General features: G+C 37.7%; 12 protein-coding genes and 1 riboswitch. Of the genes, 3 read left to right on the plus strand and 9 right to left on the minus strand.

All coding sequences use genetic code 11. The annotated features are described in order from the left end of the window. Nucleotides 1-289 precede the first annotated feature (289 nt). Nucleotides 290-2014 carry an ABC transporter ATP-binding protein gene (locus tag IGL98_RS13750; protein WP_206912015.1) on the plus strand — a complete coding sequence of 575 codons (1725 nt, stop codon included), beginning with the start codon at nucleotides 290-292 and terminating at the stop codon, nucleotides 2012-2014. After that, nucleotides 2011-3774 (plus strand): ABC transporter ATP-binding protein, encoded by a 1764-nt coding sequence (locus tag IGL98_RS13755; protein ID WP_206912016.1) that lies wholly within the window; start codon nucleotides 2011-2013, stop codon nucleotides 3772-3774. Before IGL98_RS13750 ends, IGL98_RS13755 begins: the two co-directional genes overlap by 4 nt. A 68-nt stretch (nucleotides 3775-3842) precedes the next feature. Here the strand turns inward: IGL98_RS13755 and IGL98_RS13760 are convergent, their stop codons facing one another. Both IGL98_RS13760 and mgsA read right to left on the minus strand, forming a co-directional pair. After that, on the minus strand, nucleotides 3843-4379 hold the full coding sequence (locus IGL98_RS13760) for a folate family ECF transporter S component (protein WP_206842938.1): 537 nt from the start codon (nucleotides 4377-4379) through the stop codon (nucleotides 3843-3845). Nucleotides 4380-4834: 455 nt separating this feature from the next. Beyond that, a complete protein-coding gene (gene mgsA, locus IGL98_RS13765; RefSeq protein ID WP_206842939.1) occupies nucleotides 4835-5257 on the minus strand; it encodes a methylglyoxal synthase in 423 nt (140 codons plus the stop codon). Between the two features lie 187 nt (nucleotides 5258-5444). On the opposite strand from mgsA, the gene IGL98_RS13770 reads away from it, so the two are divergent. Next, the gene (locus tag IGL98_RS13770) at nucleotides 5445-6554 is read left to right on the plus strand and encodes an ABC transporter ATP-binding protein (RefSeq protein ID WP_010762797.1); all 1110 of its coding nucleotides are present in this window, start codon (nucleotides 5445-5447) and stop codon (nucleotides 6552-6554) included. Between the two features lie 51 nt (nucleotides 6555-6605). On the opposite strand, the gene IGL98_RS13775 is transcribed toward IGL98_RS13770, so the two are convergent. From IGL98_RS13775 to gcvT, 7 genes are all read right to left on the minus strand, one after another. Then, nucleotides 6606-7238, minus strand: coding sequence for a hypothetical protein (locus IGL98_RS13775; RefSeq protein ID WP_206842941.1), 633 nt, complete (start codon nucleotides 7236-7238; stop codon nucleotides 6606-6608). A 210-nt stretch (nucleotides 7239-7448) separates the two neighbouring features. Next, nucleotides 7449-9113 carry a formate--tetrahydrofolate ligase gene (locus tag IGL98_RS13780; protein WP_206842943.1) on the minus strand — a complete coding sequence of 555 codons (1665 nt, stop codon included), beginning with the start codon at nucleotides 9111-9113 and terminating at the stop codon, nucleotides 7449-7451. Nucleotides 9114-9164: 51 nt separating this feature from the next. Then, entirely contained in the window at nucleotides 9165-10352 is a 1188-nt protein-coding gene (locus IGL98_RS13785) for a M20 metallopeptidase family protein (protein ID WP_206842944.1), read from the minus strand. 167 nt (nucleotides 10353-10519) lie between these two features. Continuing rightward, entirely contained in the window at nucleotides 10520-11962 is a 1443-nt protein-coding gene (gene gcvPB, locus IGL98_RS13790) for an aminomethyl-transferring glycine dehydrogenase subunit GcvPB (RefSeq protein WP_242590176.1), read from the minus strand. After that, nucleotides 11962-13275, minus strand: a complete 1314-nt coding sequence (gcvPA, locus tag IGL98_RS13795) for an aminomethyl-transferring glycine dehydrogenase subunit GcvPA (protein ID WP_206842947.1) — start codon at nucleotides 13273-13275, stop codon at nucleotides 11962-11964. The genes gcvPB and gcvPA overlap by 1 nt, the downstream gene beginning before the upstream one ends. Nucleotides 13276-13278: 3 nt before the next feature. Next, nucleotides 13279-13662, minus strand: coding sequence for a glycine cleavage system protein GcvH (gene gcvH, locus IGL98_RS13800; protein WP_206842948.1), 384 nt, complete (start codon nucleotides 13660-13662; stop codon nucleotides 13279-13281). Between the two features lie 24 nt (nucleotides 13663-13686). Next, entirely contained in the window at nucleotides 13687-14772 is a 1086-nt protein-coding gene (gcvT, locus tag IGL98_RS13805) for a glycine cleavage system aminomethyltransferase GcvT (protein WP_206912018.1), read from the minus strand. A 184-nt stretch (nucleotides 14773-14956) separates the two neighbouring features. Beyond that, nucleotides 14957-15061, minus strand: a riboswitch (glycine riboswitch). Nucleotides 15062-15459: the final 398 nt, after the last annotated feature.

Consider the following 15459-nt stretch of genomic DNA (forward strand, 5'->3'; position numbering starts at 1 on the left):
TTACTTAATGCGAAACGGTGTTACCATATATCATATCTAGCTTCGTGGGCTTCTCTCTAGGAAAAAAGATAAAAATGGAATGAGACTAAAAACGTCTCAAGCAATTTTTCCTATTTTTCTTCGAGACTGGGCGAGCCTACTACGCTTTTAATTATATCTAGCTTCAAGAGCTAGCCTCTTGGGGAAAAGATAAAAATTGAATGAAGCAAAAAACGCTTCAGTCAATTTTTTCTATTTTCCTGTCAAGGCTGAACGAGCTCTTTTAGCTTTTAAATTTAGGAGGAATCTCATGTTCAGTTTACTCAAATATGCAAAGAAATACCGCAAGCAAATTATTCTTGGTCCTTTTTTTAAGTTTTTAGAAGCTTGTTTTGAGTTAGTTTTACCCTTATTTATGGCTCGTTTAGTTGATCAGGGAATTAGAAATAATGACCGATCCTATGTAATCCAAATGGCTGGCTGGATGCTTTTGATGTCAATCATTGGGCTAGTTTGTGTGATGATCTGTCAGTATTATTCATCAATTGCTTCTCAAGGATTTGGGACAGAATTAAGAAATCAATTGATGAAAAAAATCAATCAACTTTCTCATGCTGAATTAAATAGTTTTGGAACAGATACGTTGATCACACGTATGACGAATGATATCAATCAGTTACAGTTAGCTTTGGCGATGTTGATTCGGCTTGTGATCCGGGCACCTTTTTTAAGTATCGGTTCTGTTATTATGGCTTTTTATATTAATGTGCAGATGGGGTTCATTTTTCTGCTGATGTTGCCGATTTTTTGTCTTATTCTTTATTTCATTATAAAAACGACAGTACCATTATATAAAAAAGTTCAAGAAAAGCTAGATATGTTAAATCGACAAATTAGTCAAAATTTAAGTGGTGTCCGAGTTATTCGGGCCTTCGCTAGAAAACAAACAGAAGAAAAACACGTTAATGAAGTAACAGATGATCTTTCTTCTATCTATATCCGTGTTTCGAATATTTCAGCTTTATTGACTCCTGCTACCACCTTAGTAATGAACCTTGGTATTTTGGCTTTACTTTATCTTGGTGGGATCAAAGTCGAAATCGGCGGACTACAACAAGGAGAAGTGTTGGCTTTGATCAATTATATGAATCAGATGCTGCTTGCGTTGATCGTTGTTTCAAATTTAGTAATCATTTTTACCCGCGCTTCAGCCTCTGCATCAAGAGTTCAGGAAGTACTATCTGTCGATCCTAGCATTCAATCGACAAACAACGGAATGACTTCTGACGGTCAAACAAAAGAAATCGTCTTCGATCGTGTCTCCTTCCGCTACCAACCAAGTGCTGGATTAGCGTTGAAAGATATTTCACTGAAAATTCCTAAAAACTCAATTCTGGGTATTACAGGACCGACAGGCGGTGGAAAAAGTACATTAACACAATTGATTCCACGTTTTTATGATACCAGTGAAGGCAATATCTTCGTTGATGGAATCAATGTTCGTGACTGGTCTATAGAAAGACTACGCAAAAAAATTGCAATTACACCTCAAACAGCAGTTTTATTTACAGGCACGATTCGAGAAAACCTTCAATGGGGAAAAGAAAACGCGACCGATGAAGAATGTTGGCAAGCATTAGAAACCGCTCAATGCAAAGATTTCGTTGAAAACCTAAGTGACGGATTAGATACAAAAGTATACGAGGGTGGAAAAAACTTTTCTGGCGGTCAAAAACAGCGCTTGACGATTGCCCGTGCTTTGATCCATAAACCGGACGTTTTGATTTTAGATGACTCTTTAAGTGCCTTAGACTATCAAACTGATCTAAATTTACGCACTGCATTACGCCGAGATTTAAAGGAAACGACACTTATTATCATTTCTCAGCGAATCAGTTCGATTCAACAAGCAGATCAAATTTTAGTTTTAGCTAGCGGCAAACAAGTTGGACTAGGAACTCACGAGGAATTATTACACCATTCTAAAGCTTACCAAGAAATCGTCGCTTCACAAGAGGAGGAAACTAAATCATGACAACGAAAAAAACAGCTACAAATTCATTTAATCGTTTCATGCCTTATTTGCTTCGATATCCTAAGGAGATGACTGCGGCGGTTATTCTCGGTATTCTCAGTGGATTAACCACCGTTTTGATGACCTACTACATGGGGAAATCTGTGGATACGATGATTGCCAAAGGCAATGTTGATTTTGCAATTCTCTTGCGTTTTCTTAGCACTTTAGCTGGTATTTTGGTTATTACAGTGATCAGTCAATGGTTGATTCAACGTCTAGGGAATCGTGTTTCCTATCTTTCTGTAGCAGAACTTAGAAAAGATGCCTTCGCCCATTTAAATCGGTTACCGTTAAATTATTATGATCAGACGTCTCATGGAAATATCGTTAGTCGTTTTACAAATGATATGGATAACATTTCTGTAGCATGCTCTGCTGTTTTTAACCAATTATTTTCAGGACTATCTGTGGTGATCATTGCGTTTTTCTTTATGCTTAAACTAAGCCCAATCCTTACAGCAGTTGTTCTAGTTGCTACACCAATTATTTTTCTAGTCAATTGGGTCGTTGCAAAATCGTCTCAGAAAAATTTTTCTGCTCAGCAAAAAATCGTAGGCGAAATTTCTGGTTATGTTTCTGAAATGGTTGGAAATCAAAAAATCGTCAAAGCTTTTCAACAAGAAAATGTTTCTCAACAACGTTTTGAATCATTGAATCAAGACTTATACGTTCGCGGGCAAAAAGCGCAGTTCTCTTCTTCACTTACAAACCCACTCTCTCGTTTTATTGATCATTTAGCATATCTATCAATTGGTCTTGTCGGGGGACTTTTACTATTAAGTGGAAATCAAGCAATTACGATTGGTGTCATCTCTAGTTTTACTATTTATTCCAGTCAGTTTTCTAAACCCTTTATTGAGTTGTCCGGAATCACTACGCAAATCCAAACAGCTCTGGCCGGATTAGATCGTACATTTGAAATCATCAGTCAACCTGAAGAAAAACCAGATCGTGAACATGCTTTTGTTTTAAATAAGGTTACAGGAAAAGTCATATTTGAGCATGTAGATTTTGCTTATACCCCCTCAAAACCTTTGATCCAAGACTTTAATTTGACTGCCTTCCCTGGTGAAACAATTGCGATTGTCGGAAAAACGGGTGCCGGTAAATCAACCTTGGTAAATTTACTGATGCGTTTTTATGAGGTGGATAGTGGACAAATTTCGATCGACGGGCATAACATCACGCAAGTCACAAGAGATAGTTTACGTAAAAGTTTTGGGATGGTTTTACAAGATACTTGGTTATTTGACAGCACTATCCGTGCTAATCTGACTTACGGAAACGCTGAAGCCACCGATGACGAAATCGAAGCAGCTATGAAAAAAGCCTATATTTTTGATTTTGTTACCCGTTTGCCTGAAGGGTTAGATACTTTGATTGGTGCCAGTGGAATCAAAATTTCTGAAGGTCAAAGACAATTGATGACGATTGCTAGAACCATGATCAGTGATCCGCCTATGTTGATCTTAGATGAAGCGACTAGTTCTGTTGATACGTTGACCGAAAAAAACATTCAAGATGCCTTCTTACAAATGATGGATGGCCGCACAAGTTTCGTGATTGCTCATCGGCTTTCCACAATCAAAAATGCAGATAAAATTCTAGTGATGGAACAAGGGTCTGTTGTTGAAATCGGCAGTCATGATGAGTTGATCAATAAAAAAGATGGTTTTTACCAGGCTTTATATGAAGCCCAATTTAAAAATCAGTTGTGATAAATTAAATCAAAGAATAAAAAAGCCCTCAAACTTCCTTGGGATGTTGGAAAGTTGAGGGCTCTTTTTTATTTTAAATTACTCAATGATTTATTCAAAAACCGTTTATAAGGAACTTTATTTCCTAAATAGTAAGTAGCAACTACTTGTATTGGGAAAAAGATGATATTCTTCACGATTCTAGGCGCCCACCAAGCGAGATTGGAAATATTCACACCATACATCAATCCCAACCACAACGGTGTCAGGAACATATGAATAATCAAAGTAACGGATAATGTCGCCATGATTACTCGTTTCCACGTTAACTCCTTTTTGTAATAAAAGAATCCATAAATGGCACCAGAAATAAATGCATTCAATGTAAAACCAGGAAAATAAGGCCCTTTAGGAAATAACAGCATGCCGACTGTATCTGCTACGGCACTACCGATTCCTGTCCAAAATGGACCAAAAAGAATGGCCATCAATGACTCTGGAATAAAGGTCAAACTAACTCGTAAAAACTGGGTCTCAAACGAAATAAACCGCGTGAAAACCACCATTAACGCAATCAATAAACTCATCAGCGTAATGGTTCGTGTATCAATTTTTCTTTTCTTCATTTCTAGCATCTCCTCTAAGAGCTGCTACACAAAATATGCAGCGAATGCGAAAACAAAACCGCGAATATAGAAAAGCGAAATGAAGCGTTTAGCCTTTTAGAAAGTTAGGAATCTGAACGTGGAACGTCTTTTGTTCCATGTGAAGATTGTCTACTTTCCTCAAAGGCTGCTTCATGCAGCTAGATCACAGAAAAGCGAAATGAACTAGTTCAGCTTCGACTGAAAAATAGGGAATTATGTTTGTGATGCTTTTTATCACAAGAATGATTCTTTTTTTTCCGAGAAGCTAGTTAGTTTAGCTAGATCACTTTTCTTATATATTCTTCGTCCAAAAGGCAACATCCCATCCTTTCAGCACTTAACGCTTTATTTCCTACTCTGTTTTATTTAGGCCTAAGCCTAAATGAAATATAGCATATTCCCTACATTGCTGCAACAAACTATAACTAAAATAATTAAAACGACAACGGCTTATTATCTAGTTCATGAACTACATTTCTAAAATCCGCAAACCCCGCTTGTAATCCTCTTAATAAAATTTCAGCCGTCCCGATATTAGTTGCCAAAGGAATCTCGTAAACATCACTCAAACGAATCAGCGCTGTAACATCCGGCTCATGAGGTTGTGCAGCTAATGGATCCCGTAAAAAAATCACCATATCTAATTTATCCTCTGAAATCATTGCCCCGATTTGCTGATCTCCACCTAATGGCCCAGACTTAAAACGATGAACAGGTAGTCCAGTTGCTTCTGAGATTCTCAAGCCAGTCGTTCCTGTAGCAAATAATTCGTGTTCTTTCAATATTGGTTGATACGCCAATGTCAGTTTGACCATTAAATCTTTTTTTCGATCATGTGCTATCAATGCAATTTTCATCCGTGATCCCTCAATTCCGTTCTTTTTCTCATTATAACAAAGTCTTTCATAATAGAGTTAAAGGAATGATTGCTTCTTTGTCACTTTGACGAAAAAAGGGATTCTTTCTTGTGCAACCTTCCGTTGAAGATGTATAGCGCTTTCATTTATACTAAGGATACAATAAAAAAAGAAAAGAGTGACGACAATGGTAGAAATGGCGTTAAAACATGTCTATAAAAAATATGATAATGCAGAAAATTATTCTGTAACAGATTTTAACTTAGAAATTGCAGACCGTGAATTTATCGTTTTTGTAGGACCTTCTGGATGTGGTAAATCAACTACGTTAAGAATGATCGCAGGACTTGAAGATATAACAGAAGGTGAACTTTCTATTGGTGACAAAGTAATGAACGATGTTGCACCAAAAGACCGCGATATCGCAATGGTTTTCCAAAACTATGCATTATATCCTCATATGACTGTTTTTGACAATATGGCCTTTGGTTTGAAACTTCGTAAATATGACAAAGCTGAAATCAAAAAACGTGTGGAAAATGCCGGAGAAATTTTAGGTTTGACTGAATATTTGCACCGTAAACCTGCTGCCTTATCTGGTGGACAACGTCAACGTGTCGCTCTAGGTCGAGCAATCGTGCGTGATGCCAAAGTATTCTTGATGGATGAGCCTTTGTCCAACTTAGATGCAAAATTACGTGTCGCAATGCGTGCCGAAATCGCTAAATTGCATCGTCGTCTAGAAACAACAACTGTTTACGTTACCCATGACCAAACAGAAGCCATGACCATGGCCGACCGGATCGTCATTATGAAAGACGGCTTTATTCAACAAATCGGATCACCAAAGGAAGTCTACAATACACCAAATAATATCTTTGTCGCAGGCTTTATCGGATCCCCTGCTATGAACTTCTTTAATGTTACATTAAACAACGGCGTTATTCGTGATGGACATGGATTAGAACTAATAATTCCAGAAGGAAAAAATAAGTTATTGGTTGAAAAAGGCTATGAAGGTAAATCAGTTATTTTTGGCATTAGACCAGAAGATATCCACAGCGAACAAGTCGCCTTAGATACAATGAATGACGCTGTTGTCCGTTCTGAAGTTGTAGTATCTGAACTATTAGGTGCTGAAACAATGCTTTATACAAAATTAGGTGACACAGAATTCATCTCAAAAGTAGATGCTCGTGATTTCCACAAACCTGAAGAGATGGTCGATTTAGCGTTCAATATCAATAAAGCCCACTTCTTCGATCCAGAAACTGAACAAGTCATTAAATTACCATAATTTCTATATCTAAAAAAGAGGAGTAGCGAATTTGTACGCTACTCCTCTTTTTTATGCCACTGTTTCTGTCTCTTGGGGAAGAATAGCTACTTTTGCTTGCTCCAATTTTTTAGCCTGACTAAATACTGGAATATCAAATTGTTTACTTAATGCATTTGCCACAAAATAAGCAATGTTGTAATCAATCAAACTATGGATCAGGCCGCCAATCCCCATCAACAAAAAGATCGAGTACATATATCCTTGTGAATAATAAGTTTCCGGCATATTTCCCATTGTATAAAAAACACTTACTACAGCTAATTCAGCAGCAGAATGTATTAAGCCAATCACAAAATTAAATAATTGAAAACGACCATTAAATAAGACAAATTTACTTTTAGTTAAAACGATCGTTGGATGTTTCTGTAAGTAAAATGCCCCTATTACTGCAAAAAATAAATGAGAAAGTGCTCTTAATGCGATGATCGGTGTTGCTGATAAAAAGAAACCAAAACCGGTACCTAAGCTAACGGCAATCGCCACTCCTGGTGAAAAAAACATCGCTAAAAATACGGGCACATGACTCGCTAAGGTAAATGAAGCTGGTCCAATTGTAATCCTTGGCATAACCATAGGAATAATGATGCCCATTGCGACAAGTAAAGCTGAAATCGTTAAATGTCTGACTGAATTCTTTTTCATGCTCTCCTCCGATGTGTCTTGACATATATGACGTTTTTTATTTTAAAGGAGAAATACATATGTGTCAAGACACATATTGCTTTATTTTTTAAGAGCAGATAGTCAATCTTCTTACTCGATTTTAGTTCATTAACAAAAAAACTCAATAATTCGATCAACGTATGATCAAACTATTGAGTTTATTTTATAAATTAATAATTAGATTTCACTCTAGAATAGGCCAACAATTTTCCCATTAGAGTCAACATCGATTTTTTCATAGGCTGCTTTTTTAGGTAAACCTGGCATGGTCATCACCGTTCCTGTGTAGGCAACGATAAATCCTGCACCAGCTGATATCTTGATATTACTGATCGTTATCGCAAAATCAGTTGGTCTTCCCAGTTTGGTTTGATCATCTGAAAGTGAATATTGTGTCTTCGCCATACAAATCGGTAAATGTCCGAAGCCTAATTTTTCTAGTTTCGCAATTTCTCTTTCAGCAATTGGTTCATAGCGAACCGCATTTCCACCATAAACTTTTTCTACGATCGCACTGATTTTTTCTTTGATCGAAAGCTCATCTGGATAAGCAAAAGAGAAATGATTTTCCTGCTCCGATAGGCGAACAACTTCTTTAGCTAACGCCTCACCACCAGCTCCACCATGTTCCCAGACATCTGAAAGAACGACATTTACATTGCGTTTTTGACATTCTTCTTTGACAAGATTCAATTCGGCATCTGTATCGGTTGGGAATTTATTGATGGCTACAACAGTCGGTAACCCAAAAACAGTCGTTGTATTTTCAATATGTTTTAAAAGATTTGGTAAGCCTTCTGTTAAAGCTGCCACATTTTCAACCCCAAGCTGATCTTTAGAAACACCGCCATGCATTTTCAGTGCACGAACCGTTGCGACTACAACGACAGCGGAAGGACGAATACCAGATTTTCGACATTTGATATCGATAAATTTTTCTGCACCTAAATCGGCGCCAAATCCGCCTTCTGTCACGACATAATCTGCTAACTTTCTAGCAGTATTGGTTGCGATCACGCTATTACACCCATGAGCGATATTGGCAAACGGTCCCCCATGAATCAAAGCAGGATTATTTTCCAACGTTTGAACTAAATTAGGTTTGATGGCATCTTTCAGTAAAGCAGTCATTGCGCCTTGGGCATTCAATTCTCTAGCTGTAACGGGCTGATTGTCGTATGTGTAGCCAATAATGATATTTGCTAGGTTTTCTTTTAAGTCATCGATATCATTGGATAAACATAAAATAGCCATGATTTCTGATGCCACTGTGATTTCAAATCCATCTTCTCTAGGAACCCCGTTGACCCGAGCACCTAAACCATCAACAATATGTCTCAACTGTCGATCGTTCATATCTACAGCTCTCTTCCAAGTGATTCGGCGATTGTCGATACCTAGCTCATTGCCTTGAAAAATATGATTGTCAATAATTGCCGCTAACAGATTATTAGCCGCTCCAATTGCATGAAAATCACCTGTAAAGTGTAAATTGATATCTTCCATAGGTACGACTTGTGCATAACCACCACCCGCGGCTCCCCCTTTTATTCCAAAAACTGGACCTAAAGAAGGTTCTCTTAAAGCAATAATTGCATCTTTTCCAATTCGGTTTAAGGCATCGCCTACCCCAACAACCGTTGTTGTTTTTCCTTCGCCAGCAGGTGTTGGGGTAATGGCAGTCACTAGGATAACTTTCCCATTTTTATTTGCTTTGATTTTTTCAACATCGATTTTTGCTTTATATTTTCCATATAATTCAAATTGATCTTCATTTAAACCAATTTTTCCTGCTACCTTGTTGATTGGCAACATCGTTGCTTCTTGAGCGATTTCAATATCTGATTTGACCACTTTATCCCCTCCAGTTCATTAAACGTTTATTATTAAACAATATAACAGATTTTAACCTTTTTTCAACCAAGATATTGCTGTATCGGTGTAGACTTTGACTCCTTCGACTAAGACTGATTCATCAAAAACAATCGCTGGATTGTGGAGGTTGATATGTTCTTCTGATGCTACCAGAAGAACGGTTGTTGTCGGAATCAGCTGACTGATTTCGCCAAAATCTTCACTTCCCATAAGCGGTGTTGAGGTAGGAATAGCCACGATTCGATCAGCTCCAAAAGTTTCTGTTAAAGATTCTTTGGTAAATGTCGTTAAATCTGGATCATTCACATTTGTTGTACAGCCATTGGTGAAAATTACTTCTGCTTCGGCACGAAAAGCCTTAGCAATATTTTCAGCCATTACTGTCATGCGTTCTTTGATCTGTGTGCGGACATCTTCCTTCAAGGTTCTAAGCGTTCCTTTCATCACTGTTGTTTCTGGAATAATATTGGAAGCACCCGGTGTACCTCCAGTAAATTCCCCAATTGTGAGCACAAAGCGTTCTTCTGAACCAATTTCTCTTGCTGAAAGCTCTTGTAACGCTGTGTAAATATGAACCGCTACGTTGATTGGATCGATCGCAGTCTCTGGCTGAGACCCATGTCCACCTTGACCTTTGATATTGATTTCAAACCAATCCGCACTCGCCATAAAAGTCCCAACTGGTGTAGGCATGATTTGTCCTGCCTTATATCCTTTAAAAGGAAAAACATGGATCATCATTCCTGCATCTACTGTTGGATTTTCTAATACATGGTTGTTGATACAGTCTTTTGAACCAGAAAGAATTTCTTCACCTGGTTGAAATAGCAATTTTACTTGACCGTCTAATTCATCTTCGAATTCTTTTAACAGTTTAGCGGCTCCAAGCAACATCGTTGTGTGCATATCATGACCACAAGCATGCATATATCCATTTTCAGATTTAAACGGCAGATCGGTCAATTCTCGAATCGGCAGTGCATCCATATCACCACGTAATAAAAATGTTTTCCCACTCTTTTGACCAGCTACTACTGTAACACCAGACTTCCCACAAGGTTTTGGATCATAGCCGTATTCTGTAAGTTTCTCCTTTACAAAAGCAACCGTGTTCGGCAAATCCATTCCAATTTCTGGGTTCTGATGAAGATATCGTCTAATTTGAATCAGCTCTTCTTCTAAACGATCGACAAAACTTTTTTGTTTTTCTGTCAGCATTATTTTTTCTCCTTTTTTAGATCTATTTGTAAAAACCAATCATACAACCAAAACCAACGGATAAGAATCTTCTCTTATTATAGTACCAAACTTTTCAGAATATTTGCCGTGTTTCTGTTATTTTTTTGGGGATTGAGATACTTTTTGTCTTTTCCAGAAAAAACAGTTCATTTTCTACTATCAAAATCGTAACGAACAATCGGATGTCTGGCTGCTCTTACTTCGTCTACGCGATGAATTTGAGCATGTAGTGGATATTCATGAAAAGCATCTGGATCTTTATGAGCATCTTCATAAAGTTTCCGATAAACTGCGATTGCATCATCCATTCGTTCTTTCGACTCTGTTTCAGGCGGCTCTACCATTAGTGCTTCTGGCACAGTTAGCGGGAAGTACATTGTCGGCGGATACATATTATGATCCAAAATCCCCTTCGCTATATTTAAGGCGGTGACACCTGTTTCTTTTTTTAACGTCTCTAAACTTATAACAAACTCATGCATGCAAGTCTCACCATATGGTACGTCAAAAATATCTTTTAATTCATGGAGCATATAATTGGCATTTAACACAGCACCTTTGGAAGCTGATGAAATTCCTTCTGATCCTAAAAATAAAATATACGTCAACGCTCGCAAGAATACTGAAAATTGCCCATAAAATCCTTTGACCATACCAATGGAATGTTCAGGCGTAGTAAAAGTGATTTCTGTTCCTTCTTTAACTGGATAGTAATTAGGTAAAAATGGTTTCAATACTGTTTTACACCCAACGGCACCAGATCCTGGACCACCGCCGCCATGTGGGGTTGAGAAGGTTTTGTGTAAATTTAAATGAATAATATCAAAGCCCATATCTCCTGGACTAGCAACACCCATAATGGCATTCAAATTCGCTCCATCATAATAATTCAGTCCGCCGGCATCATGAACGATTTTCGTGATTTCTAAAATATTTTTATCAAAAATGCCTGCTGTATTTGGATTTGTCAGCATCAAGCCGGCCGTATCTTCGCCAACTGCCGCTTTTAAAGCTTCGATATCGACACAGCCATATTCATCAGACGGAATATTGACGGTCACCATTCCAGTCATCGCTACACTTGCAGGATTTGTCCCATGAGCAGAGTCAGGCACAATGATTTTATTTCTTTGTCCCTGACCATTTTGTTCGTGATAGGCTTTGATCATCAATAAGCTTGTAAACTCACCATGTGCTCCAGCTGCAGGTTGAAAGGTAATAGCATTCATTCCTGTAATTTCTTTTAGCAACATTTCAGTCATAGTAAAGACCTCTAATGAACCTTGAACTGTATGCTCTGGTTGTAGTGGATGAATATTCGCAAAAGCTGGATAGGTAGCCATTTCATCATTGATTTTAGGATTGTATTTCATCGTACATGAACCTAATGGGTAAAAACCGTTGTTGATGCCAAACGTTGCATTCGCTAATTCTGTATAATGGCGGCTGATTTCTGGTTGAGGTAGTGATGGTAGATGCAATTCTTTTTGCCGTTTCATTTCTTCTGGAAGTTCTGTCGTCGGTACATCACACGGTGAAATCATTTCATTATAATATCCTTCTACACTACGTTCAAAAATCAATTTCATTACGCACATACCTCCTTCACCAATTCAACGACTTGGTCTATTTGTTCTTTGGTGTTCATTTCTGTGACACACCATAATAAGCCTTGTTTTGTCGGATAACCACCTAAGAAATTGTGTTCTTCTAATTTAGCTAACACAACGTCATTTGCTACGGGAAAACTTGTGACAAATTCATGGAAAAACGGGCTGTCATTTTTTCGTTTTACACCTTTGATTTCACCTAGCTGGTCAGCTAAATAATGCGCTTTACTGTAGCATTGTTCTGCTACTTCTTGAATACCACGGGCACCCATCGTACTCATATAAACCGCATTCGTTAAAGCGCAAAGTGCTTGATTCGAACATATATTAGAAGCTGCTTTCTCTCTACGAATGTGCTGTTCACGTGCTTGTAACGTTAAAACAAATGCTCGGTCGCCTGCTTCATCAACTGTTTCTCCAGCGATACGTCCTGGCAATTTCCGCATCAGTTTTTCCTTTGTCGCAATAAACCCAATATACGGTCCACCAAAAGCTAACGGTAATCCAAAGGGTTGTGAGTCTCCGACTGCAATATCCGCATTCACTTCGCCGGCAGTTTTTAGGATCGTACTAGCTACAGGATTCACACTCATAATAAATTTAGCTTTTGCTTCATGAACCATTTCAGCTATTGCTTCGACAGGTTCAATCCCGCCATAATAATTTGGTTGCTGAACAATGAAACAAGCACTTGCGTCATCCAGTTTTTCTTGTAAAATAGCTAAATCAGTCAATCCGTCTTTTTCTGGAATCATAACAAATTCGATTTCTCTGGAACTAAAATAGGTCAAAGCAGTCTGGATCGTCATGGGATTTGTCGTTTCTGAAATCAATACTTTCAAACGTTTTTTCTCTAAACACATATTGATTGCTTCGGCCGCGGCTGTTGCCCCATCGTAAACAGAAGCGTTGGTAGCATCCATTCCAGTGATTTCGCAAATCATGGTTTGGTATTCAAATATCGACTGTAGCAACCCTTGGCTGATTTCAGGTTGATACGGTGTGTATGAGGTCATAAATTCTTCTTTCGCTGAAACCTGTTTGACAATCGCTGGAATGTAATGGTTATAAGCACCCGCACCACGAAAAATACTTGAGAAGACTTTATTTTTCTTGCCCATATTTTCCAAAATACGTCGTACTTCAAATTCTGATTTTCCTGCTGGAATATCAAGTTTTTCTATGATCATTTCTTTGGGAAGAACCTCATAAAGCTCGCTCATATTTTTTAAGCCGATCGTTTTTAACATTTCTTGTTGTTGTTGCTCTGTTGACCCAAGATAGTTGCCCATTTATTACGCCTCCTCAGATTCCTCACAGAATTTCTTATATTCTTCAGCGCTCAATAAGTCCTCGATTCCTTCTGCTCCTTCTACCTCGATCAACCATGACTCTAAAGGTGCTGAATTGATCAATTCTGGACTGTCTATCAACTCTTCATTGATCGCAGTAACGGTAGCTGTGATTGGAGAGTAAGCTTCTGAAACAGCTTTAACAGACTCAATATCCGCGAATGATTCCCCTTTTGTTACTGCATCACCTTTATCTGGCAAATCAATAAAAACAATATCACCCAACTGATCCTGTGCAAAATCAGAAAGACCGATTCTTACTTTATCTCCATCAAAAAGTACCCACTCATGTGATTTTGAAAACTTCATTTCTGTATTTTTTGCCATAATAAACGACTCCTTCTTTTCCAATTATTTTTTTATAAAAGGTATTGCGACAACCTCTGCTGTGATTTGCTTTCCTCTAACTTCAACTTCAATAGGAGAACCGATTTCTACAGCATCTCTTTCAACTAAAGCCATTGCGCAAGCTTTATTGATAAACGGACACATTGTACCTGAGGTTGTTTGCCCAATTTTCTTTCCATTGAAGTAAACATCCGCCCCTTCACGAACGATTCCTCGATCTGTCAACTGTAGACCGATTCGCGTGATTTTTGGTTCGCCTTTGTCAACTAATACTTGTTTACCGATGAAATTTTCTTTTTTCATCTTAACGGCAAAGCTTAGATCTGTTTCAAATGGCGTTATTTCTTCATTCATCTCATGTCCATAAAGCGGCATACCTGCCTCTAACCGTAATGTATCACGCGCACCTAAACCACAAGTCATGATACCGTAATCTTTACCTGTTTCCAGTAATAGCTTCCATAATTTGATACCATCTTCTGGACGACAGTATAACTCATAACCAAATTTCCCTGTATAACCTGTTCGCGATAATATACAGGTCACACCACCTACATTAGCATTTTCGGTAAAACTATAATATTTTTTAGGGATTTCTTCCTCTGTTGTTAATTTTCCAATAATTTCTTTTGCATTAGGACCTTGTAAAGCAATCTGAGCAAACTCGTCTGATTGATCAGAAAAGGCCACTTCGCCAAATAAGTGCTGTTTCATCCATGCTACATCTTTGGCTCTATTTGCAGCATTGACCACCAATAAATATTTATCGTCACTACATTTATATACGAGTAAATCATCAATTACACCGCCATTTTCATTACACATCAACGTGTATCTAACACGGCCTACTTCTAAATTACTAAAATCGTTTGTTAATACATACTGCAAATTCGCTAAAGCATCTTTTCCTTCATAAACAACTTCCCCCATATGGGAAACATCAAATAATCCTACTTGATTTCGAACAGCTAAATGTTCTTTGATCACGCCGCCATCTTTGTATTGAACAGGCAACATGTAGCCAGCAAATGAAACCATTTTCCCACCGGCTTCAAGATGTGCATCGTATAAAGGTGTTTTTAAATCCATCTTTTCTACTCCTTTGCTTCTTTGTATTTTTAGTACTTAACAACGACACCTCCAAGCTAAAATAACAATATAAAAACAGAAAAGCAGACATCTTAAAAAAATGCCTGCTCCTCTGTACAAAACCTGAGAGATTCGTCTTCATCTTGAAGAGTTGCTCCTTCGGTGCTTCCGCTTTCCAGAGTGATGTCCAATTACGGTCCTTTTACCTGAGATCTTCATAAAACAATGGTTTGCCCCACTGATTATTTATTCCTTCGGTGCTATGATTAGTCTCTCCCGTAATTCTCTGCCATCCAATTTAGATTATGCCTAAATTTAGTCATTTTTAGGCATTGAATAAGGTTGGTATTTATTTTTTTATTTAAACTATTGAAATGTAAAAAACGAATAAGACAATCCGTTTTTACTGTGATTCCTTTACACATTTTCTCATATCCCTTTGTTTTTTTCAAAACTCTGAACCACGATTTTTTACTTTTTTGAACTAGTTTGGTAATTCCTCCAGAGACTCTGAAATACTCTGCTTATCGTTTTATCTACATAAATAACTGTGCGGATCCGAATCGCAGTATCACCAAAAAAGAAAACGCTTTCTATTTCAATTATCCTTGATATTTGTAAAAAGTCAATAACTCAATTCAATCATTTTACATCAAATCAACATAAATTGGTTTTCACCTTATTTTG

This window comes from Enterococcus sp. DIV0840 (genome assembly GCF_050527835.1).
In the GTDB taxonomy this organism is placed as follows: Bacteria; Bacillota; Bacilli; order Lactobacillales; family Enterococcaceae; genus Enterococcus_L; species Enterococcus_L ureasiticus.

Bases quoted from the DNA above. Each gene is read 5' to 3' on its own strand.
- IGL98_RS13750 (WP_206912015.1), top strand. From the start codon at position 290: ATGTTCAGTTTACTCAAATATGCAAAGAAATACCGCAAGCAAATTATT.
- IGL98_RS13785 (WP_206842944.1), bottom strand. From the start codon at position 10,352: ATGCTGACAGAAAAACAAAAAAGTTTTGTCGATCGTTTAGAAGAAGAG.
- gcvH (WP_206842948.1), bottom strand. From the start codon at position 13,662: ATGGCAAAAAATACAGAAATGAAGTTTTCAAAATCACATGAGTGGGTA.
- IGL98_RS13775 (WP_206842941.1), bottom strand. From the start codon at position 7,238: ATGAAAAAGAATTCAGTCAGACATTTAACGATTTCAGCTTTACTTGTC.
- mgsA (WP_206842939.1), bottom strand. From the start codon at position 5,257: ATGAAAATTGCATTGATAGCACATGATCGAAAAAAAGATTTAATGGTC.
- gcvPB (WP_242590176.1), bottom strand. From the start codon at position 11,962: ATGAAATTGATTTTTGAACGTAGTGTAGAAGGATATTATAATGAAATG.
- IGL98_RS13755 (WP_206912016.1), top strand. From the start codon at position 2,011: ATGACAACGAAAAAAACAGCTACAAATTCATTTAATCGTTTCATGCCT.
- IGL98_RS13760 (WP_206842938.1), bottom strand. From the start codon at position 4,379: ATGAAGAAAAGAAAAATTGATACACGAACCATTACGCTGATGAGTTTA.
- IGL98_RS13770 (WP_010762797.1), top strand. From the start codon at position 5,445: ATGGTAGAAATGGCGTTAAAACATGTCTATAAAAAATATGATAATGCA.
- gcvT (WP_206912018.1), bottom strand. From the start codon at position 14,772: ATGGATTTAAAAACACCTTTATACGATGCACATCTTGAAGCCGGTGGG.
- gcvPA (WP_206842947.1), bottom strand. From the start codon at position 13,275: ATGGGCAACTATCTTGGGTCAACAGAGCAACAACAACAAGAAATGTTA.